Annotated in this window: 18 protein-coding genes, 1 tRNA gene and 1 riboswitch; of the genes, 4 read left to right on the top strand and 15 right to left on the bottom strand. The window is 39.5% G+C overall.

What is annotated here, in order from left to right; translation table 11 throughout:
- Positions 1-30 precede the first annotated feature (30 nt).
- The 4 genes from ABF638_RS17060 to ABF638_RS17045 all read right to left on the bottom strand — a co-directional run bounded on the left by ABF638_RS17060 (position 31) and on the right by ABF638_RS17045 (position 4,315).
- Positions 31-1,950, bottom strand: coding sequence for an ATP-binding protein (locus ABF638_RS17060; protein ID WP_435024051.1), 1,920 nt, complete (start codon positions 1,948-1,950; stop codon positions 31-33).
- Entirely contained in the window at positions 1,910-2,800 is an 891-nt protein-coding gene (gene phnD / locus ABF638_RS17055; protein WP_435024050.1) for a phosphate/phosphite/phosphonate ABC transporter substrate-binding protein, read from the bottom strand. The genes ABF638_RS17060 and phnD overlap by 41 nt, the downstream gene beginning before the upstream one ends.
- A 547-nt stretch (positions 2,801-3,347) precedes the next feature.
- Positions 3,348-3,728: a DUF423 domain-containing protein gene (locus ABF638_RS17050; protein ID WP_435024049.1), complete on the bottom strand. Its 381-nt coding sequence runs from the start codon at positions 3,726-3,728 to the stop codon at positions 3,348-3,350.
- A gap of 107 nt (positions 3,729-3,835) precedes the next feature.
- Positions 3,836-4,315: a hypothetical protein gene (locus tag ABF638_RS17045; protein WP_435024047.1), complete on the bottom strand. Its 480-nt coding sequence runs from the start codon at positions 4,313-4,315 to the stop codon at positions 3,836-3,838.
- Between the two features lie 251 nt (positions 4,316-4,566).
- Here ABF638_RS17045 and ABF638_RS17040 point away from each other — a divergent pair, with 251 nt between their 5' ends.
- Entirely contained in the window at positions 4,567-4,833 is a 267-nt protein-coding gene (locus ABF638_RS17040) for a hypothetical protein (RefSeq protein ID WP_435024046.1), read from the top strand.
- Between the two features lie 171 nt (positions 4,834-5,004).
- Here ABF638_RS17040 and bchM read toward each other — a convergent pair whose 3' ends face one another.
- A complete protein-coding gene (gene bchM, locus ABF638_RS17035) occupies positions 5,005-5,691 on the bottom strand; it encodes a magnesium protoporphyrin IX methyltransferase (protein ID WP_435024045.1) in 687 nt (228 codons plus the stop codon).
- Positions 5,692-6,565: 874 nt separating this feature from the next.
- Here bchM and ABF638_RS17030 point away from each other — a divergent pair.
- Entirely contained in the window at positions 6,566-8,647 is a 2,082-nt protein-coding gene (locus ABF638_RS17030) for a cation:proton antiporter domain-containing protein (protein ID WP_435024044.1), read from the top strand.
- Positions 8,648-8,959: 312 nt separating this feature from the next.
- Here the strand turns inward: ABF638_RS17030 and ABF638_RS17025 are convergent, their stop codons facing one another.
- The 8 genes from ABF638_RS17025 to ABF638_RS16990 all read right to left on the bottom strand — a co-directional run bounded on the left by ABF638_RS17025 (position 8,960) and on the right by ABF638_RS16990 (position 15,595).
- On the bottom strand, positions 8,960-10,027 hold the full coding sequence (locus tag ABF638_RS17025; protein WP_435024042.1) for a 2-dehydropantoate 2-reductase: 1,068 nt from the start codon (positions 10,025-10,027) through the stop codon (positions 8,960-8,962).
- 37 nt (positions 10,028-10,064) lie between these two features.
- Positions 10,065-10,943 carry an inositol monophosphatase family protein gene (locus tag ABF638_RS17020; protein ID WP_435024041.1) on the bottom strand — a complete coding sequence of 293 codons (879 nt, stop codon included), beginning with the start codon at positions 10,941-10,943 and terminating at the stop codon, positions 10,065-10,067.
- A gap of 385 nt (positions 10,944-11,328) precedes the next feature.
- Positions 11,329-11,817 carry a PEP-CTERM sorting domain-containing protein gene (locus tag ABF638_RS17015; protein ID WP_435024039.1) on the bottom strand — a complete coding sequence of 163 codons (489 nt, stop codon included), beginning with the start codon at positions 11,815-11,817 and terminating at the stop codon, positions 11,329-11,331.
- A gap of 94 nt (positions 11,818-11,911) precedes the next feature.
- Positions 11,912-12,649 (bottom strand): cobalt-precorrin-6A reductase, encoded by a 738-nt coding sequence (locus tag ABF638_RS17010; protein ID WP_435024064.1) that lies wholly within the window; start codon positions 12,647-12,649, stop codon positions 11,912-11,914.
- A gap of 3 nt (positions 12,650-12,652) precedes the next feature.
- Positions 12,653-13,069 (bottom strand): DUF1636 domain-containing protein, encoded by a 417-nt coding sequence (locus ABF638_RS17005; protein ID WP_435024037.1) that lies wholly within the window; start codon positions 13,067-13,069, stop codon positions 12,653-12,655.
- Between the two features lie 22 nt (positions 13,070-13,091).
- Positions 13,092-13,249: riboswitch (cobalamin riboswitch) on the bottom strand.
- 298 nt (positions 13,250-13,547) lie between these two features.
- A complete protein-coding gene (gene cobA, locus ABF638_RS17000) occupies positions 13,548-14,327 on the bottom strand; it encodes a uroporphyrinogen-III C-methyltransferase (RefSeq protein ID WP_435024036.1) in 780 nt (259 codons plus the stop codon).
- Positions 14,324-15,073 carry a sirohydrochlorin chelatase gene (locus ABF638_RS16995; protein ID WP_435024034.1) on the bottom strand — a complete coding sequence of 250 codons (750 nt, stop codon included), beginning with the start codon at positions 15,071-15,073 and terminating at the stop codon, positions 14,324-14,326. Before ABF638_RS16995 ends, cobA begins: the two co-directional genes overlap by 4 nt.
- Positions 15,074-15,211: 138 nt before the next feature.
- Positions 15,212-15,595: a DUF4359 domain-containing protein gene (locus ABF638_RS16990; RefSeq protein ID WP_435024033.1), complete on the bottom strand. Its 384-nt coding sequence runs from the start codon at positions 15,593-15,595 to the stop codon at positions 15,212-15,214.
- A 124-nt stretch (positions 15,596-15,719) separates the two neighbouring features.
- Between ABF638_RS16990 and ABF638_RS16985 the strand changes: the two genes are divergently transcribed.
- A tRNA-His gene (locus tag ABF638_RS16985) sits at positions 15,720-15,792 on the top strand.
- Between the two features lie 1,396 nt (positions 15,793-17,188).
- On the top strand, positions 17,189-19,609 hold the full coding sequence (locus ABF638_RS16980) for a sucrose synthase (protein WP_435024062.1): 2,421 nt from the start codon (positions 17,189-17,191) through the stop codon (positions 19,607-19,609).
- Between the two features lie 53 nt (positions 19,610-19,662).
- Here ABF638_RS16980 and ABF638_RS16975 read toward each other — a convergent pair whose 3' ends face one another.
- Entirely contained in the window at positions 19,663-20,217 is a 555-nt protein-coding gene (locus ABF638_RS16975) for a peptidoglycan-binding domain-containing protein (RefSeq protein ID WP_435024031.1), read from the bottom strand.
- Positions 20,218-21,011: 794 nt separating this feature from the next.
- On the bottom strand, positions 21,012-21,728 hold the full coding sequence (locus ABF638_RS16970) for an ROK family protein (RefSeq protein ID WP_069069648.1): 717 nt from the start codon (positions 21,726-21,728) through the stop codon (positions 21,012-21,014).
- Between the last annotated feature and the right edge of the window lie 185 nt (positions 21,729-21,913).

The following is a 21,913-nucleotide window of genomic DNA, read 5'->3' as shown; positions in this document are numbered from 1 at the left end:
TAAATTATGTATTACTTGTAGATAATGGTACTAGTTTGTTTGTGTTTTAATAGGTAAAATGATTGCAAATTCTGTTCCTTCCTCTAATTCTGAAATTACTTCTATTTTACCTTTGTGTTTATCAATTATCTGATAACAAATACTTAAGCCTAATCCAGTACCTTTACCCACTGGCTTAGTTGTGAAAAAAGGATCAAACAGTTTATTTTTAATCTCTGGTGGAATTCCAGAGCCGTTATCTCTGATCCCTACTTTGATATAAATATTATCTATATTTAATGTATTTATAATAATTTTTTTACTTTTAACTGAATGAGATTTTTGATCTAGCAGAGCATCTATAGCATTACTCAAAATATTCATAAACACCTGATTTAGTTGTGATGGATAACACTCAATCAAGGGTAAATTTCCATATTTTTTAATTACTTCAATTTCTTGTTGAAGTCTGTGATTCAGAATTAACAGAGTATTTTCAATACCTTCATGAATATCTACCTCTTTCATTTCAGCTTCATCTAATCGAGAAAAATTCCGCAAAGATAACACAATTTCTCGAATACGTTGAGCACCAATTTTCATAGAACAAAGTAGGCTAGGCAAATCTTTATGAATAAAATTTAAATCAATTTTCTCAATATTTTCTTCTATTAAATGAATAGGATTTGGGTATTGTTTCTGGTATAAAGTCACTAGATTCAGCAAATCTTGAGTATAGTCACTAGCGCATTCAATATTCCCATAGATAAAGTTAACAGGATTATTAATTTCATGAGCTATACCTGCTACCATCTGCCCAAGAGAAGACATTTTTTCTGTTTGAATTAATTGCCCCTGAGCTTCTTTTAAGTCTTGCAGAGTTCTTTGAAGTTCTTGGGTTCGTTCTTCTACACGTTGCTCTAAAGTTTGGCGAGCTAGTTCTAGTTCTTGGGTTCGTTCTTCTACGCGTTGCTCTAAACTTTGGTGAGCTAGCTTTAGTTCTTGGGTGTAATCTCCTACCCATTCCACTAATTGATTAAGAGAAGTAGCTAATGTTCCTACTTCATCATTGCTTGTAATATTAGCTCTCAGTGTAAAATTCGACTCTTGCGTAATTTTTCTGGCAACGCTAGTAACTATTTGTAGGGGACGTGCAATTAACTGACTGGTATATACTGCTAGTATAGCTGCGATCGCAGCTGATAACAGCAAACTTCCAACAATAACTTTAATTCGCAATTTTTGGGCATCACCAAAACTAACATTTGCTTGCTTTTTTTGAATTTCAGCATATCCTATAATCCGAATTAATTCGTCTGAAAGCTTCTCAAACTCAACCGAAAGATTAGCTTCTTGATTAAAAAAAAATAATAACTGTTCCTGGTTAGCTTTTGATTTGTTTACGGATAACTGATTTAGTTCAATCTGCTGCCAAAAAGCTTTGACTTTCTGAGTATATATTTGGCTATTTTTTTGATAATTGTTCAATAAATTCAACAAGTCCATATTATTTATTGTCAAATCATGGGGATGTGTATTTATAAACATCCGTAATTCAGCCAACTGCTGATTAACCTGATTAATTTCGTCAATGAATTTATTTTTTTCAAATTCTAACCAAATAGTATTTTCTAAAACAGTAACTAACCTTTGTGGATGGAGCCTTACTCTAGTTATTGTATTTTCTAAATTTTTTAATAGAGATTGTTGTTGGTAAGATAAATTCAACTGTTCTTGGGCAAGTGTTTCATAGCGGTATGCAATTAAAAAACCACTTGTTGTCCCTATAAAAGCAATACTAATTGCTACAGTATAGCCATAAATAATTTTTTTATAAATGCTCCAGTTATCGTTTAAGTAACGAGGATATCTAAAAATCAGTTCCAAGTATTTTTTCGTATTAATTATCATTAATTTATCAACTATTTTATTATAAAAAGTTTCCTTGCCCGATTTTTTGATAAACTTCACGAATTATATTATAATCAGCATCGTTTGCTAGAATTAACTTGCTTCCTTTATACTTTTTGTTCGCTTTAGCTGTCACCAAACTTTGAATTAGTTTATCTTGATGCTTAATCATACGGGATTGCATATCTTCTATAAAGCTAGATGCAAAATGGTTACTAGCAACAAATACATCATTGGGAAGTAATGGCCCTTTAAATATTACAGAAAAATCTTTTTCAATTAAGCCCTCAGATTCCAAAATGTTTTCGTATCTGTCAGATGCAGTCGCCCAGGCATCTACTTCACCTTTTTTTAATGCTTGTACTCCTCTATCATCCAACATGACAGTTTTGAAGTCAGTTTTTGGATCTAATCCAGCGTCTATTAGTAGCTTTGTGGGAGCAATATGTCCAGAAGTTGAGCCAACTGTTCGCATGGCAATTGTTTTGCCTTTCAATTGAGATAATAATTTAATTTTGCTATCTGCACGAACTACAATAATGCAATGGTAGTTTGTGCGCTCAATGGCAATTATAGGAATAGCCTTTGCCCTGGCATTTAAAATCAAGTATTCTGAAGGCCCTGCAAATACAATATCCACCTCTCTCGATAACAATGCTGGTGCTGCTGCTGTGGGATTTTCCACAGGAAAAAACTCAACTTTTATGCCTAATATTCCTTCTAATGTAGTGCGAAAAATTCCAAAATCTCGTTGTAAATCTTCAATCCCAGTGACATCTGTAACTGCAAATTTAAGATTTTTTGGTGCAGTTATTGCTATTTGATCTGAGCTATTATTAGTAGAATTTACTCCTGTTGTGCAGCCAGCAGCAAATAGTAGTGAATACCAAAGCAGGTTGCGCCGTTTCATAGGTCTAAATAATATTACAAATGTAAAATTCTTAACTGCTATTTAGTAATATACTTGTGCAGTTTATTGCTTTTTTGTATTCATGACTTCTGTAATATTACGGAAATAACTTTTATGAATAGGTAATCCTGTCTGTTGAAAAATATTAGGTGCGTCTCACTTTTGAAAATATTTAATTACTAGAAATCGCTGTTCATCATTTTGCAGATAAATAAAATTTACTTGCACGGGTTTCATGAAAGCTTATAGCAGTTCTCAACAAGCGTGAGATGCAATTTTGACCTGACTTCCATTCCTCTCTTTTAAAAGGAGAAAGACTTTGAATTATTCCTCCTTCTTGCTTCGGGAAAGGGGTTAGGTTTATTTGCATACTTGTATTTCGCCGGATTGAAAATGGCTATATATATGTTCTTTTAATATAAAATCTGTTATGAAAAGGAGGAAATTTAGCCTCTAATAAATGGGGATAGGAGTTAGAAACTCCCAACTCCTAACTCCTAATTCAGTAGAAACGCGATTAATCGCGTTTCTACCACTCCTAACTTGTTTACAACTTCAAATTCCAAGCAGCGAAAGCTAAAGCACCCCAACCACTAAGAAAGGCTACACCGCCTAGTGGTGCGATCGCTCCCAAGGATTTAATACCGGTTAAGCTAAGGGCATACAAGCTACCTGAGAAAATAGCAATTCCAATGAGAAACAGCCAACCACTGGCAATGAGAGTGGGTTGAGGGGACTCGGTACGACTAATTAGGATTGCTACTAAGAAAAGTGCCAGAGCATGATACATTTGGTAACGAGCACCAGTTTCAAAAATTTCTAGCGATCGCTCACTAATTTTTTCCCGCAAAGCATGGGAAGCAAAAGCACCAGCAGCAACTGACAAACCGCCTAAAATGGCAGCTACGCTCAAAAAAATCTGCGTCATTACACTTAGCCGTAAGTTTATTATTAGTCATTAGTCATTAGTCATTATTCATTGGTCATTAGTTAATAACAAGGGACAAATAACAAAGGACAAATGACTAATGACAATTAGACATCAAAATGATATGATACAGCCCCTTCTTCATTCACCTTAAAGTTTGCATTGAATTCTTTAGCTTTTTCATCTAAATATTGTCTGGCGTTAGCTGCGGGTATTTGTGACTGTATGGCAAAGCCTAAAACAGTTACGCGCCCATGATTTTCTTGTAGCATCTCATAAAAAATCGATTGCAAGCGATCGCTACGTTGTTGATTAAGTGCCTTTTTCTCCTGCCGACTTTGACGATACAATCCCAACGCTAACCATGCCCCCAGTGTGAGGCTAGGTACACCAAAAATTAAACCACCGACAGCAGTATTATCATCTTCAGAAGTAGGATTTGGTGCGGTAAAATCATACGGTTCTTTTACTGGTATATACACTTTACGTGTAGCAAATTTTTCTAGTGCTGCTGATGCTGAGAGCGTTAAAAACATGAATCCTAGTGTCAGTAGCCAACCGGCAGCCAATTTTTCAGCAGTTTTCATAGTTCTACTTCAGATTTGAACTTTGCTAGAGATTCTAACCTTACTTTTGCAGAGGTTCCAATATATCAATCTACTCCCCTGGACAGTTTTTTAGTAATTGCACCGGACTTCTTGGCGTACCTAGCTTGAAAAAGCAAGCATAATTAAGCGCGTACAGATTACACTAGTAATCATGTAATATTTTAAATATACTTAATTTTATGTAAAGATTCGACCTTACACCAACTCAGGATGATTGTGGGGCGAGGATTGTGCCTGATTTAACAATGACAGGATGGGGTAGATGTCCATACTACATAAACCATCAATATCATCTCGTCAATATACAAATTTCTGTTAAAGCTTCTAAAAATAAAATTTATCGGAATAGAGGGGAAATCTGGTTAATTCCTGGGATCATTTTCTTAGGAGCAGCTGCGATCGCTTCCTTTATGATAATTATTTATGCTCACAATCAGAGCGAGCGCCAAAATCAAAACTCGCCACAAAATGCGACATCTCCCAGTGTTAACCCTTGAGATGCTTAAATCGCAGCAAAGATATATAGGACTCATATTTGATTTCTGAAAAAACTCAGTACAACCAAGAAGCCTTCTTGACTGTTGCCTATTGCCTATTCCCTGCCTACGCAAATCAGTTCAGAAATCAAAGCGGATTCCTATAGTATTTTTCTTGCTGCGATTTTCACATCAGTTACGTGTAGCTTCTAGTAGGCGGGAAAAATAGAAGCGAGTCTTTGTCATCGCCTGTCGTTGCAAAGAAAAGCCATTACTTTCCAAAATTTTCACCACATCAGCCTCACGATGCAAATATGCACGAGTCGCTTTACTTGGCCCAGGAAAGAAACTGCCAATTTTCTTGAGTATACTTAGAGCGCAGGTCTTCGGTGCAAAACTGAGAATTATCCGCGACTGTGCTAAAGAACAGAGGTGAGATATCATCTCATCCGCTTTTTCTTGGGGATAGTGGATGAGAACATCCAAGCAAATAACGGTATGGTAACTACCACTCAACGATTCCAAATCTTGCACAGCAAAAGTGGGATTTTCACCATTTCCCAAAGTTTCCTTTGCTCTGTCCTTGCCTTCTTCCACCATTTTTTCCGAAATATCGGTGGCATAGACTTTGGCACCATCTACCGCCAGAGGAATGCTGAGACTACCAACACCACATCCAGCATCACAGATTGATAGCTCTGGTAAATTGTTATCAGCCTTCAGCCAGCCGAGAACTGTATCCACGGTTTGCTGGTGTCCATTGCGGATGTCTAATTGGACTTTATTGACTTCGCCATCGCCGTAAATTCGCTTCCAACGGTCAAACCCTGTGGAATTGAAATACTCGCGAACAATCGTTTTGTCGTCGGCTGCGTTCATAAACTTTGATTTTTAGGGGTTCCCAATGCTTAAAATTATCATTGATAGGAACCCATAAGAGCGCTCTTCCAGATTTTTCCAGATGATAGTTCGCCCATAGGCAAAGATACTTACGTACACAGAGGAGTTAGAATGCTGAATTCTAGCCAGACGAGCAAAAATCAAGCTGTATAATCAACGGATTTGAAGTTCGACACAAAACAATAAAATTTAGTGTTCTACAACTAGTACAGCACGGCGGAAATAAACCACCCATTCCCAATCAACAAAACCCTTACGCTGTCTTCATTTTTAATTTTTAATTTTTAATTCCGCCTTGCGGTACTAGTGGCGTGTCTGTAGTTTGCTTCCGGTAGGATATCCCCAACTATATTGATTCTGAATTCTGTATTCTTCTTCAACTTGGGTTTCATCGATTTTAGCTATACCCTTTGCATATAACAGCAAATTACTGCCAAATAAATGAGTAGATGGCGAGACTTATTAGAATGCTCTTTGTTACTCTAGATTACCAAATTTTATGTTTTAATTTCACTAGCTATTAGCATTATTTTTCCGTTTTAATCCTTGTTAAGCTAGTATTCTATTTATTTAAACCAAAACTTCTATTTTTCTATGGTTTTACGATTGATGATCGCTCAATACTATCTATATTCATTCAAATATCCATAAATTTTGTAAGTTAAAATTCCATCGATATTTATATCTATGGATGTAAAAAATCCCTCCTTAAGATAGAATTGACATTGCGATCGCAACATTTATCCTGTTAAAGATTTAATGATCTGTCACTAATGAAACCGAGTATACAAAAATTTTAAGTAAGATTTCGTATGCTTATTGTACATCTACCATTTAGGCTGATTGATTACATATGACACTGAACTCGCTTACAGACAGTCCTATCGTTGCATTTACAATTCTCCTAACAGTAATCTTTACTATACCTCCTATCTTTGAGCGACTGCGACTACCTGGATTAGTGGGTTTGTTAGTAGCAGGCGTAGTACTAGGACAGAATGGATTAAAACTGTTAAATTCTGATTCTGAAACTATCAATTTGCTCTCGGATATCGGCAAGATTTATTTGATGTTTGTGGCGGGTTTAGAAATTGACTTAGAGCAGTTCCGTAAAACTAAGAATCGCTCAATTGGCTTTGGTATACTGACATTCTTAGTGCCACTAATTGCTGGCATTGCTGTTGGACGTTTATTCAATTTTAGCTGGAATACTGCTGTCCTAATTGGTTCTTTGCTAGCCTCTCATACTCTTTTGGCATATCCAATTGTAAGTCGTTTGGGAGTGGTCACAAATGAAGCTGTAACCGTCACAATTGGTGCAACGATTTTTACTGACACAGGTGCTTTGCTAGTGTTAGCAATTTGTGTTGGAATTCATGGGGGGCAATTCTCGGCTTTAAGTTTAGCTACTTTGTTAGGTGGATTAGCAATCTATTCTGCTGTTGTTCTGTTTGGCTTTGACTGGGCAGGAAAAGAGTTTTTTCGCCGCTCTGGGGATGAACAAAGTAACCAGTTTTTGTTTATATTACTAGCATTGTTTTTGGCATCTGTCGGAGCACAGGTAATTGGAATTGAGAAAATTGTTGGTGCATTTTTAGCAGGTTTAGCAGTTAATGATGTTCTAGGACGTAGCCCTGTCAAAGAAAAAATTGAGTTTATTGGCAGTGTTTTATTTATTCCATGTTTCTTTGTGGACATGGGATTGTTGATTGATATTCCTGCATTTATAAGAACTCTCAGTTCAGTTTGGCTGACTGTGGTAATTGTAGTAGCTTTGATTGGCAGCAAGTTTATTGCAGCATTCTTAGCCAAACTGTTATACCGCTACAATACGGCAGAATTGCTAACGATGTGGTCATTGTCACTTCCACAGGTAGCAGCCACACTAGCAGCAGCCTTAGTTGCATATCAAACGGTAAATCCTGCTGGTGAACGCTTAATCAATGAAGGTGTTTTAAACAGTGTGATTGTCCTTATGCTGGTGACAGCAATTATGGGGCCCATAATAACAGCACGATTTGCTTCTGCGTTACAGCTTTCTCAGACAGATTTTGAAACAGATAGTTTGACAACTTGGTGGGAGAGTAGTGAAACTCAACTAGTAGAACAAAAGCAATATCCATTTACTGTTGTAGTGCCAATTTACAACCCCCAAACCCAGCGCTATCTAATAGAAATGGCAGCACTGCTGGCTAGTCATGAATCTGGAAGAATTGTGCCATTAGCGATTACCAGAGCACATATTCAGATGGACAATCCGCAATTAGTAACAGCACTTGATCACAGTCAGCAAAGATTAAGTTTAGCTAGAGAAATCAGTCAAGAATTTGATGTAGAAGTTTCACCTGCAAATCGGATTGATGATGATATAGCTTTGGCAATTAGCCGCACCAGTCGAGAACAAAATGCTAGTTTAATAGTCATGGGTTGGTCGCAGACAACAGGTTTACGTGCCCGCTTATTTGGTAATGTCATTGATAGCGTGTTTTGGTCTTCTCACTGTCCGGTAGCAGTCACCCGCCTATTGAGCAGTCCCAAGACTATCAAAAGAATTCTTGTACCAGTTGGAGATTTAACGCGCCAAACCATCGGTGCTTTAAGGTTTGCTCAAATTTTAGCTGATGTTAATCAGGCGGAAGTTGTGCTATTACACGTATGCGATCGCAAATCACCCCCGATGCGGGTCGAAAAATTTGTGTCTCAATTGTCTGAAATAGCTTCTAAAAGCCAGTTACAGGTGAATACAAATATCCAAACAATCAGGGGTGATGATGTTGCTAGAGTAGTAATTAGGGAAGCTGAGGCATTTGATTTAGCAGTATTACGTTCCGTGCGTTATCGCACAGCCGGGGGATTAGCCGTTAGCGAAGTGACAACACAGATGATTCAAGAATTGAAGTGCTCAATTGTGGTGTTGGGAGAGCCTCATTCGTAATATTGAAGTCAACGTAAGTAAAAACAGTTGCCATCGCTTTTGGCTCAGTGATGGGAATCGACAAGAGCGATCGCATCCAGCAGTCACGCTTTGCACATTAGGTTGAGATAACGCCCAATCTACCACAGCTTTCGTAGCTTCAGACGTGTATCCCTGTTGTCAATATAATAGGCACTTTTTAAGTGGACATACAAGGGCAAAGTTTTGGCTATTTAAGCCTCTCACTGATGGGCGTTAGCCCATTGCGTTAGCGACGCAGGAGCGTCATTGTGAATTGGTATAAGTCCCTTATCTTGATGATGCGTGCATTGGTCAAATTCTCACTTTGGTCGCCTCCAACAACTTGACGCTGGCATAAATAGCATCAATATAAGGTGTGGGGATTTGAGTGAGTTTTCCCAATTCTGCCACTGCGCCAACAATAGCGTCTATCTCAGTGGGGCGTCCGGCTTCAATATCTTGTAGCATTGAGGTTTTGTGGGCACCAACATTTTCTGCCCCATTAATTCGCTGTTCCAAGGTAATACCAAACTTTATACCCAAATTTTCTGCGATCGCTTGAGTTTCAATCATCATCTGCCGCGCTAGTTCACGAGTGAGGGGATAGCGACAAATATCCTCTAAAGTAGCACCAGTCAGGGCACTGATGGGATTAAATGCCACATTACCCCACAATTTGATCCAAATTTCCGTGCGAATTTGATTACGGATTGGTGCTTTGAATCCTGCCTGTTTTAAAGTCTGTGCCAATAATTGAATGCGTTCGGTTTTAGTGCCGTCGATTTCACCGAGAGTAAAGCGATCGCCTTCAATATGCTTAATTACACCTGGTTCAATTATCTCAGTTGCCGGGTAAACCACACAACCAATGGCGCGGTCAGCACCAATACTTGCTTCAATAATCCCATCTGGGTCAACAGATTGAATCCGCGTACCTTCATACTCACCGCCATGTTGACGAAAGTACCACCAAGGAACGCCATTTTGGGCTGTTACTACCATCGTGTGAGAATTGTAGAGTGCAGGGAGAAAAGGTGCGATCGCAGGTACACTGTGAGCCTTGACAGTTAGAATTACTACATCTTGTGGCCCTGCTGACTGGATATCACTAGTGGCCAAAGATGGAGTAGCAATTTGGCTGGAACCGTCTGCCATGACCAACTTTAGTCCTTTTTTTTGAATTGCCTCTAAATGAGAACCACGCGCAATCACGGTCACTGTTTCACCTGCCAGTGCCAGTTTTGCCCCTAAATATCCACCAATCGCACCCGCACCAACAATACAGATTTTCATTTTGTCGAAAAAATATGGGTCGTGGAAGACGGTATCCAGTTCAGTTCCAACTAGTGAGTTTCCCACCTTAAAGTGGGGAAGATTCACAACTACTACTTCTAACTCATTACTTCTAACTCAGCACTCAGCACTCACTAGCCGCTAGGCTTTGCATCGCTGACAGTAAGTCTTGATGAACAGATTTTGAAGCAGCTACTATCAATCCAGGTAGGCTATAGTTTTTACAAGTATGCAATGGCGGTAAAGGCGAACCGTCTAGAGTAGTTAAAATCCAGCCAGCCTCTTTCGCAATAAAAGCGAGTGCAGCACTATCAAGAAATTTGCCCGATTTGATGACTGCTCCACTTAAATCGCCACTGAGAATACCATTAAGACTGGGAATTTCTATATCACTAGAGTAATCAGTCGCTATATCGATGACTTTATATTGATCTTTTAGTAAAGGTGCGATCGCATTCATTCCCCATCCCAACAAAATAGAAGGTTTGGCGGATGTTATATGTAACGGGGCACAGGCTTCTAAGTTCATCTCCAGCGTCCCTTTAAAAGCACCTTCGCCTCGAAGGGCGTAAAAATAAATGTTTTGGGCAGGAGAAATGGCAATTACTGCTTCAAAGTCATCCGAATTTAAAATACTGAGAATAATTTGATAATTAGAATGTCCATCCATATAAAACTTCGTGCCATCAATCGGGTCAAGCGTGACTAAGTAATCACCTTCTGAACCGAGTTCGATAGCGCGAAAATATTTGGTGTTGTTAGAACTTTCATATTCTTCGCCATAAAAGCGAATATCTGGGAAAGTGCCCAGCAATACTACTTCTACCAGGTTTTGAATAGCCACATCCGCATCAGTAAGTGCAGCAGCAAAAAAGTTTTTTGCTTGTTCTTTGGCGGGAAGTGCAGCAATTTTTGGTTGAAGAAAATGGGCATAGGCTGCTGCTACTTTGAGATGGGGGAGTAAAGTCTCCAAAATTAATCGAGTAGTTGGTTTTGTGGACATTGCAGCAAACTCCTTTCAGAAATAATCTACCGTTGACGGGGCGATAGAATTCTATATCTAGACAAAATTACGGTATCATGTGGATGCAATGATACCACCGTTGCTATATTACTTTAATCTGTTTGTCTCAAATAACCTATAGAGAGGATCGCAATTTTTATCGTCAAATTAAGGGTTTAAGACCGAACGTTAATACCTAGCTAAAGTTTCAGTCAAGCTTTAAATCCCCATCTGAAAATCTCTTCTCTACAAAATCATACGCGTAGCTTGCTTCCCTGTAAGGGTAGAATTTTGAATTGTTATTGATGGTTTTAGGAAACTTTTTCGAGCTTTTTCTGAGTGAATTTGGATAGCTTGTTACGTGTAAGCTAAAAATAGAAGTGGGTTAAGGGATGGTGATTATGGTCGCAGAAAAACTAATGGGTAATTCACTATCTTCTGATCCTAAATTTTTCAAACCTGGTTTAGTTGGTGCAGAAAACATCTCTAGATAACCTGGTTTGGACAAAAAACTAGCGAAAAATGGACTAGAATAATTTCCTTCCGAAGTGGAATATGCAAAACCCTTACCCGTTAACTGCTGAGTATTAAGACTAATTAAATCATCAACATCAAAAGGTTCGTTTCCTGGCATTGGAGTTCCAGGCGCTTGCAAACCAGTAATTATTTCACCATTTCGTGTACCAGTAATTCCAGTAATCAGGTAAAAACCTAAATCGTTAGGGGTGTCATTAGTGGTGAAAGTACCGTTTGCCGCTATGCCAGTACCAGAATAACTCCAGTTCCAACTTAAAGCAGAGGCGGCTGGCATTGTCCCGAAAACTAATCCAAAAGTGGTGGCGAGGGTTATGACATATAGAGCTAGATTTTTCATGGAAGTCGTTAGTGCGATCGCGGATTTTGTAGAAGGTTCCCGTGTATTATACGGAAATTAAGTAAAGATAGTATTATCAATCTTGCCTATTTACTTAGCAGCGATCAAATAACCACGTCAAAGCAGCATCAACATTACTAACCTGTTCTCCTGGCGGGATGGCTGGACGATTTACCATCACAACCTTTACACCCAGTTCTCGCGCTGCAATAATCTTGGCCTTTGTTGCATCGCCACCGCTATTTTTGCTCACGATGGTATCAATCTTGTTATTAATCAGGATTTGTCTTTCATTATTGAGGGTAAATGGCCCGCGATCGCACAATACCATTCCCAACGGCACTAAAGCATCATCGGTAGGTGGGTCAATCATCCGCATTAGAAACCAAATTTTCTCTAGATAAGCAAAGGCGGCGAGTTCTTGCCTACCAACTGTCAAAAATACCCGCTGTGCCTGGTTTTGCAGAGATGCTGCTGCGGCTTCAACGCTGTCAACTTCAATCCAGCGATCGCCACTTTCTTTTTCCCAAGGCGGACGAATTAACATCAGACGCGATACTCCGACTTCCTTTGCGGCATCTGCTGCATTGAAGGAAATCTGAGTCGCAAAGGGATGGGTTGCATCAATTAATAAGTCAATTTGCATGATTCGCAGATAGCTAACCAACCCCGCCACGCCACCGAAACCTCCAACCCGTAAATCCCCCAACGGTATTGACGGTTCACGGGTGCGGCCAGCTAGAGATGTGATTGCTTCTAACCCTTGGATAGTCGCAACCTTGGCAGCTAGTTCTGCCGCATCTCCCGTGCCACCTAGAATCAAAACGCGCATCATTTAAGATAAAGGGGGAATTTTTGCCAAAATACCTTTTTTCAGTGCTTCTGGACGCTCTGACCAAGGCAGTAAACCGTCTGCTTTGGTATAGTATTGACTAGCACATTGCAGCACCGCAGAAGCACTACCATCAACTGCTAAGTCACCAAATAAATATGTTAATTTGCCTTTGGCAGTAAATGCGACTACACAAGAACGATTACAAGCACTCATGCATTCAACTTCCTGAATTGGGAATTTATCTCGTAAGTCCCAATCTTGGGCAAGCTGCTGAAGTTGATGCAGAAGTTTTTCACCACCACTTTCACCTAAGCGATTTCCATTTTGCCAAACACTGGCACAGGTTTTACAAACAAATAAAGTATGATCAGCAACAGCCAAGGGATTGGTTGGGGAAATATTTACAGTCGTAGTCATCTGTACCTCGCAGAGATGTGGAAATGATAAATCTATTTCGGCGGGCATCCTGACTCACTCAATTTGGTTCCTTAATCTCAAATTGGTTCACAGTTGCGGGACAGCGCCGGATTTGCACCGAACTTTCCCCGTTACCTCTGGTAGCTGACTCCCACCAGAACCGAATAACCTTATCGATCATACACTAGTGGTCTATCGCATTAGTTACGAGGGATGAATAAGTTCGTAGTAAGGACTTTAGTCCTGGATTTTTAAGCACTGAAGTGCTTACTACAAACTCATAATATTTAATGCGATAAACCACTAGTAGTTCGCTTTCGTGACTTGGCGGGGTAAAGGGTAAGGGGGAAGGGGGAAAGGGTTTAAATCCCAAAACCAGTCCCCTTTTCCCTTTCCCCAGTCCTCACTTAGCATTTTTGGGTTGGCAGACTACTAGGGTCATCTAAACAATACGAAATAACAAGCTTTGCACCAACCATCAAACTGGACGACAACCAGACAAAATACTGTGCATATTCACTACTTGTCCAATAACTGCGATCGCAGGCGCACCAAATCCAGTTTGCTCTACCTGCTCTACAATTGTCTGCAAAGTACCAATCAATTCTTCTTGTTCTGGTCGCGTACCCCAGCGTACTAAAGCAATGGGCGTTTCTAAATTCAACCCAGCGGTACTTAGTTGTTCGACAATATAAGGCAGATTGTGAATTCCCATATAAATTACAATGGTTTCGGAACCGTGAGCGATCGCACTCCAATTTACTATCGGTCTATACTTACCCGCCGCTTCATGACCAGTTACAAATATCACTGACGAACTATACAGCCGATGCGTCAAAGGTATACCTGCATAAGCCGCTGCTGCAATTCCCGATGTGATACCTGGCACTACTTCCGTTGATATTCCAGCTTTGACTAATTCTGCCATCTCTTCGCCACCGCGACCAAAAATAAACGGATCGCCACCTTTTAGCCGTACTACAATTGCATGATCCTGCGCTTTATCAATCAGCAATTGAGTTGTTTCTTCCTGGAACAGCGAATGCTTTCCCCTGCGCTTACCAGCATTAATTTGCTCGGCTTGGGGATTAATCATTGCCAGAATTGCCGGACTCACTAAGGCGTCATAGATAACTACATCTGCACATTCCAACAAACCTTTGGCCTTCAGGGTAATTAAACCTGGATCACCTGGCCCCGCACCTACTAAATAAACCTTTCCCAAATACTTGTTCTCCTGTTTCTCTGTGCGGTTCATTTATCTGTTAAATCCCAAATTAGCTCGGCTAATTCTGCACTTGCTCCCAGTGGCTGTGCCAATTGGAAATTCACCGCAGAAAATTGTAATTTTAGCTCCTCTATTGAGGCCGCGATCGCATCAGTTATTCCACCAGCGAATAAAAAGTATGGCAAAATTGCAATTTCTCTATAACCAGCAGCTACTAACTCTTTCACCCGTGATTCTAAACTAGGAGGCCCAGCCCAATAAGCAGCCACTACTCCCAAACTCGCCGCCATTGCTTCCACAGTTTCTTGAGAACCTGGACGACGGCTACCATGAGCTAAGAGAATCCATGCTTCTGCTTTTGTCGCAGCTATTTGCTTTGCCAGTAATTTCTCTAAATTGGGATGAGAGCCTAAATGTGGTTGCAACTCAATGATGATATCTTGACCAATAGCCTGTTGTGCTAGTGCTACTTCGGCGGGAATATCTGTCATCACATGCACTCCCGGCAGTAGAAAGAGCGGTACAATTTTTAGGCGCTTATCGTTTTGAGGTAGTTTGCGATCATCGCCAAAAGCGCTCTTAGCAAATTGTTGAATCTGCTCGTGTAAAGGCTGAGGACTCATTTCTAAAGCAGCTATACCAACCAAATGTTCGCTATTTAATGGGTTGAAGTTTTTTGGCAATTGATTACATACCAGCCCTGCTAGTTGCTGCATAGCAATTTCTGGGCGGCGATCGCGGCTTCCGTGAGATACTAAGAGATAGGCAGATGACATCGGCAAAAATTGAACTTTCAGTTACTATTCTTACTTAATATTCAGTTGGGGGGTAATAGATACCCTGGTAATGATTGAAGAAGAATACTGAATTTTGGATTCTGACTTGTTCTTCAAATTCTCCCCCTTCTGCTTGACTTATTGTTCTTCAGCAGTGTAAGTATAAAATTGATCAAAAGCTCCCACTGTTTCAAATTTATAAGAAGGTATCCAAGAACTTATTTTTAAATCTGTACGGTAAACGCTAAAAATCATGTAATTTTGTCTTTCTGTAGTCCTGGCAATAATTTCTTGGATTTGCGGGTTAGCCGAGTCAACCAACTTATCACAATTAAAACGGATTAAATTTTCTATAATATTCGTAGTATTTTTGCATACATCGGTTTTTAAATATTCTGACAACCTTTGTACTGCATATTTTTCATATTCAACCTGACTGGGATTGGTCTTCGCCATTGTCACACCCAAGGCGGCGAATCCTGCTGCTGCTCCAGTATATGCAATGATGGTCAATGGTTTCATGTTTGCCAAGTTAAATTCATTGTAATCGTTAGATTTCAGAGACTCTAAATCAACTAAGTCCGTTCCTTGAATAAAAACTCTTGATCGCTAGCCAAATTATTGCTATAATTCAAATTGTTGAATGGCGAGCGTAGCCAAGTGGTTAAGGCAGTGGTTTGTGGTACCACCATTCGTGGGTTCAATTCCCATCGTTCGCCCTATATAATTCCATAATGATCCATATATTCCTATATAAAGGTGGGTTGATGGTTCTGAACCTTCATAACCATCACTTTAGCAAGAATCTGTCGTCTATAAGTTTATAGACTGGGAATAGTTACAAATCCACGATGATTAATTAGCTTATATTATCGAGAAGTTGATGTATATAAGCAAATCTACTTTCTAAATGAAAATTAGGTGTGCGGTGTCTTAGCATCAGCCACTTCTCTAAGAGGTTGTTTGAAAAGTCCTCTTGTCGGTATCAAAACTTTTAGATCCCCCTAAATCCCCCTTTTTAAGGGGGACTTTGACTCCAGTTCCCCCCTTTTTAAGGGGGGTTAGGGGGGATCTAAAGTGCCTAAAGTTACAGAGGAAAACTTTTCAAACATCCTCTAAGCGACCTTCTGCGTAGATTGCTTCTTTTTAAGAGTAAGTTTATATACAAAAAGCTTTGACTCAAAAATTTGATTAGTTAAATCGGCAAGAATAAATCTAGTTAAGGTGAACAGCCCCAGGCTTTAAACTAGGGCTAGAGCCATCTACTACAAATCTTTAATTATTTATTGCCCTTTTTATATCAAGATTCCCGACTTTTTGGAAAAGTCGGGAATTTGAGCATCAGAAGTTTTTGAACACACATTTAACTGTTAGAAAATGCCTAGAAGAATGATAACGGTCAGCCCACAGAAAGCAAGCAAAGAGATAATCAGAATGTTGCCTATACTGTGGTCGGAAGTTGTTAACTTATGTGTATTGGTAGCCATATAAATCAACCAGATTTAAACAACCTTGCTGAAATTATAACTAGGGCAAATCAAGATTAGTCTATCGCTGAACAAAAATTGATTTTAATTCGTGGAGCTTAACGAACCATTCTAAGCTTTTGATGCTATATTTTCTGCGCTAACATACCCTACGTGCATTTCAAAAATCAAAGATTAGTCCTACAAGTACAGAAATGTCAACATTCTAAAATAATAAAAAAAGTATTGATTTACAAGTCTTACTGAGCTTGAGAGATAAATATTGACCTTATCGGTGTGCTGATAATCTGATAGATGTAAATTGTTGATATAATCAAGTTTAATCAAGAATTTGAGGGCATAATAGATTGCGCCCAAAATATTATTATGCAGTTATTTACTAACATCTATCAAAAGAAATAAAAATTGTATTCCTTTAGTTAGATCCAAAAATACTGAGTCATAGATACTTTAAGTAAAGTAGAACATGATTTAAGTGCCTGCTGAAAAGTTGAGACTTGTAGGTACACAGATAAATATAATTTATCTGTGTTATTTCATGTTTATATGTGGTTGAAGAAAAGGTAGAGGCTTATTTGTCTTGCCTTGAAAGTTAAGAATGCAAACATCGTCATTTAGTGGAGTTGCCATGTCTGAATTGCTTCAAGCAGTCTTAGATAGTGAAGAAAGAAGTGATTTACGTTCCTTTATTAGTGAATTACGCCAGCAAGATAAGAAATACTTGCTGCGGAACGACATACTCAATGTATATAGTGAGTATTGCTCTAAGTCCCAAAAACCTGAAGCTTTTTATACTTCCTCGGAGTTAGGCAAACTTATTTACTATACTCAGGAAATAATTCAGGAGGACTCAAACTTCTGTTTCATCATCCGTTCTAAGATTGCTAGCCAAGAAGTTTATTGGTTGACATCAGACTTGAGCATTGAGCCGATGACGGTGCAAGATTTGCTGGATTTGCGCGATCGCTTAGTGGACAAATCTCATCCTAACGACGGCGGCTTGCTAGAATTGGATTTCGGCCCGTTTTATGACTACACCCCAGTCATCCGCGACCCCAAAAATATTGGTAAGGGGGTACAATTTCTCAACCGCTATCTATCCAGCAAAATATTTCAAGACTCCAAACAATTGCTGGACAGCTTATTGAATTTTTTGCGCCTGCACCAATACAACGGTGTTCAACTGCTGGTCAACGATCGCATTCAATCACAACAGCAACTTTCCGAGCAAGTAAAAAAAGCTATCGGTTTTGTTAATAATCGCCCCGAAGAAGAACCCTACGAACAATTCCGATTCCAATTGCAGTCAATGGGTTTTGAGCCAGGTTGGGGTAATACCGCAGGGCGAGTGCGGGAAACCCTAAATATTCTCGATGAATTGATTGATTCTGCCGATCCTCAAACCCTAGAAGCTTTCATTTCTCGCATCCCGATGATTTTTAGAATCGTCTTAGTGTCAGCCCACGGTTGGTTTGGGCAAGAGGGCGTTTTGGGGCGTCCCGATACCGGTGGTCAGGTGGTTTACGTCCTTGACCAGGCAAAGAGTCTAGAGAAGCAGCTACAAGAAGATGTCTTGCTAGCTGGTTTAGAGGGATTGAATGTTGAGCCAAAGGTGATTATTCTCACCCGCTTAATTCCCAACAGTGATGGTACTTTGTGCAATCAACGACTGGAAAAAGTTTATGGTACTGAAAACGCTTGGATTTTGCGAGTACCTTTACGGGAATTTAATCCCAACATGACTCAAAACTGGATTTCTCGGTTTGAGTTTTGGCCTTATCTAGAAACTTTCGCCATTGACTCAGAAAGAGAACTACGCGCAGAATTTCACGGCACACCTGACTTAATAGTTGGAAACTATACTGATGGAAATTTAGTGGCATTTTTGCTGGCGCGACGATTGAAAGTTACCCAATGCAATGTTGCCCATGCTTTGGAAAAATCTAAATACTTGTTCAGTAACCTCTACTGGCAAGATTTGGAGGAGAAATATCATTTTTCTTTGCAATTCACAGCTGACTTGATTGCCATGAATGCTGCCAATTTTGTAATCAGCAGCACCTACCAAGAAATTGTCGGCACACCGGATAGTGTGGGACAGTACGAGTCTTATAAGTGTTTCACCATGCCGGAGTTGTACCACGTAACCAATGGCATTGAATTATTTAGTCCCAAATTTAATGTCGTGCCGCCTGGAGTAAACGAAAATAATTACTTCCCCTACACTAGGACTAAAGATCGGGTGGAGAGCGATCGCCAACGCCTTGCAGAAATACTCTTTACTCTGGAAGATCCCACTCAAATCTTTGGCAAACTCGATGATCCTAACAAGCGCCCTCTATTTTCAATGGCGCGTCTTGACCACATCAAAAACCTCACAGGTTTAGCTGAATGCTTTGGTCAAAGTAAAGAATTACAAGAGCATTGCAACTTAATTTTGGTGGCGGGTAAATTGCGCGTTGAAGAATCAGGCGACAACGAAGAACGTGACGAAATTATCAAACTCTACCAAACAATTGATCAGTACAATCTCCACGGAAAGATTCGTTGGCTGGGTGTGCGCCTGACTAAAAATGATTCTGGTGAAATTTACCGAGTTATTGCAGATCATCAGGGAATTTTTGTCCAACCAGCTTTATTTGAAGCTTTTGGTTTGACAATTTTAGAGGCGATGGTTTCAGGCTTACCTACTTTTGCTACACAATTTGGTGGCCCATTGGAGATTATTCAAGATAAGGTTAATGGTTTCTACATTAACCCAACGAATTTAGAAGAGACAGCCACAAAAATAGTGGATTTTATCACTAAATGCGAACAAAATCCTAACTATTGGAATGAAATTTCCCTGCGAGCAATTGACCGGGTTTACAGCACTTATACTTGGAAAATTCACACTACCAAGCTGTTATCATTAGCACGGATTTATGGCTTCTGGAACTTTACATCGAAGGAAAATCGGGAAGATTTGTTGCGCTACATTGAGGCTTTGTTCTATTTAATTTACAAGCCAAGAGCGCAACAGCTATTAGAGCAACATCAGTATCGTTAGTTTGTCATTTGTCATTTGTCATTAGCCAAGGACTAAGGGCTAAGGACAAATGACTAAATTGTTAATGCCCGCCAGGTTCGTTGACCAACTACTCCATCTGTTGCTAAATTCTGTTGATTTTGAAAGGCTTTGACAGCCGTCTCTGTCAGTGCGCCATAAATCCCATCCACTCTAACGGTATAACCATTAGACACTAACAGCCGTTGTAAGACTCTTACAGCAACACCAGAGCTACCGAAATAAAGAGTCGGCATAGGTTGGCTACTAAACTTCTGGAACCGTCCTGTAGCCTTTACACGGATTCTAACTCCAGCCTGAGCATATTTCTTAGGCTGACCTAAGTTGGAAGAAGCTAGGAACTGATTATTTTTGCCGATTTTCTTAAGTATGTGTTCTTTTGTTAGTGCGATCGCTGAGGGAGAAGCCTGGGAAACCTCATCTGTCTGCATAAATTCAGGTGGTGTGACTTGAGCAGTCATCTCTAACTGACTCTGTTTTGACTGGTTTACGTCATTTTCCATCTGAAATAATTGCTGCTGTGGCAAATTGGCCCCAGATGCTTGTCTTATTGTTAACACGCCCGTCATCATCAGGCCAATTTCACTCATTGTAGTTCATTTTACTTCAAGCAATATTTCTTTTAACTAACAACATTGCTGTTGTCCGGGATAGTTCATACTGACCAAATAAAAAATCATGTACTAATTTTTTCAGATAATATTGTCAGGCTCATATTTACTCACCTCCCATTCCGTTTAATCAGACTAATATTATTAGCTTTGTGCTTTTTTTATCTTTCATCCAGGCATCAATTTGTCAAATATGATATTTAAATCAACGGTTTAGACAATAACATACTATATGATCATCTGGGAATGTCATGAAACCAATTTGTCTAATTGTCTTCGGCTGGTGCTTGGTATGCTGATGCTACTTTTATCATATTTATACTGCTACAAAAAATACTGCTATATTCACTGAGTCAGGTTTTTAAGCATTCATCAATGCAACATTTGACAACAAAATCAATTGTTAATTACAAAAAAAATGTCCTCTCTCAGAGGTTATTTGGAAGAAGAAGCCAGGATTCAGAAATCAGAATTCATAAACTCTGGAAGTCTTCAGCCATAATTCCTAAATATCTACTTTTTTAGGAAATTTTTCTCGGAAAGTGCATACTTTAGCTTCAAAATAATGAAACCGCACAACGTTGTTGCACGGTCTTAAATTTTAACTAGAGTTTAGATTACTGCATGACAAAGTTACACGGGGGCACGGAAAAAATGTCTATACAATTCTCTTGCCTAGCTTATGTTAATTTTTATAACATTTTTAAATCTTGAGAAAAGAAGCACCTTAATAAAACAGGAATCAGAAATCAGAAATCAGAATTCTGAATACTTTACCTTTTCTCATCTCGCCATAAAGCAATACCACCTAATAAACCAGTGATATTGGGGATGAGTTTGACATTTAACGGTAGCTGTAAATTCACTCTTACAGCTTCACCACCGCCAATGTAAAGGTAATCATAATTGAACAGATGTTGCAAGGATGCGATCGCTTTTTCTAAACGCCTATTCCATCTTTTATCACCAATTTTTTCTAACTCTGCACGCCCCAACTGCTGCTCAAAAGTCTCTCCTTTGCGAAACGGATGATGCCCCATTTCCATATTCGGCACTAGCTTACCATCTATAAATAAAGCCGAACCAAACCCTGTACCCAGAGTAATCACCATTTCTAGACCTTTACCTGCGATCGCACCAAACCCCTGCATATCTGCATCATTAATCACCCGCACAGGCTTGTTTAAATGTTTTAATAATGCTGTTTCCAAATCAAATCCGATCCAATCTGGATGTAAGTTTACCGCTGTTTCTGTGACTCCACACCGCACCACACCAGGAAAACCGACCGAAACGCGATGAAATTCACCTTGAGCCGCCGCCAACACAACAATTGCATTAATTACAACCTCCGGTGTAGCAGGTTGGGGTGTATCTAAACGCACTCTTTCAGTTACAGGATGCCCCGTAATATCCAAAACCATTGCCTTAACGCCACTACCGCCAATATCAACTGATAGGGTACGAATCGATCCATTTTCTTCAACCATTGAGTTACATCCTTGTTAATGCTTGTTATTTCGTTATTATGCTCTGTTGAATTTGATAATATCTGGATGTTTGGAGAGTCTTTATATTGGGGGGAGTGCGGAGATAGGGGAGAAATCAATTCAAAATTCAAAATTAAAGAACTTCTGCCTTCTGCCTCCTGCCTCCTGCCTCCTTTTTCCCAATG

Source organism: Nostoc sp. CALU 1950, from assembly GCF_051172895.1.
Classification (GTDB): domain Bacteria; phylum Cyanobacteriota; class Cyanobacteriia; order Cyanobacteriales; family Nostocaceae; genus Nostoc; species Nostoc edaphicum_A.
The sequence above is the reverse complement of the archived record's forward strand: the minus strand, read 5'-3'. Positions and strand labels throughout refer to the sequence as shown.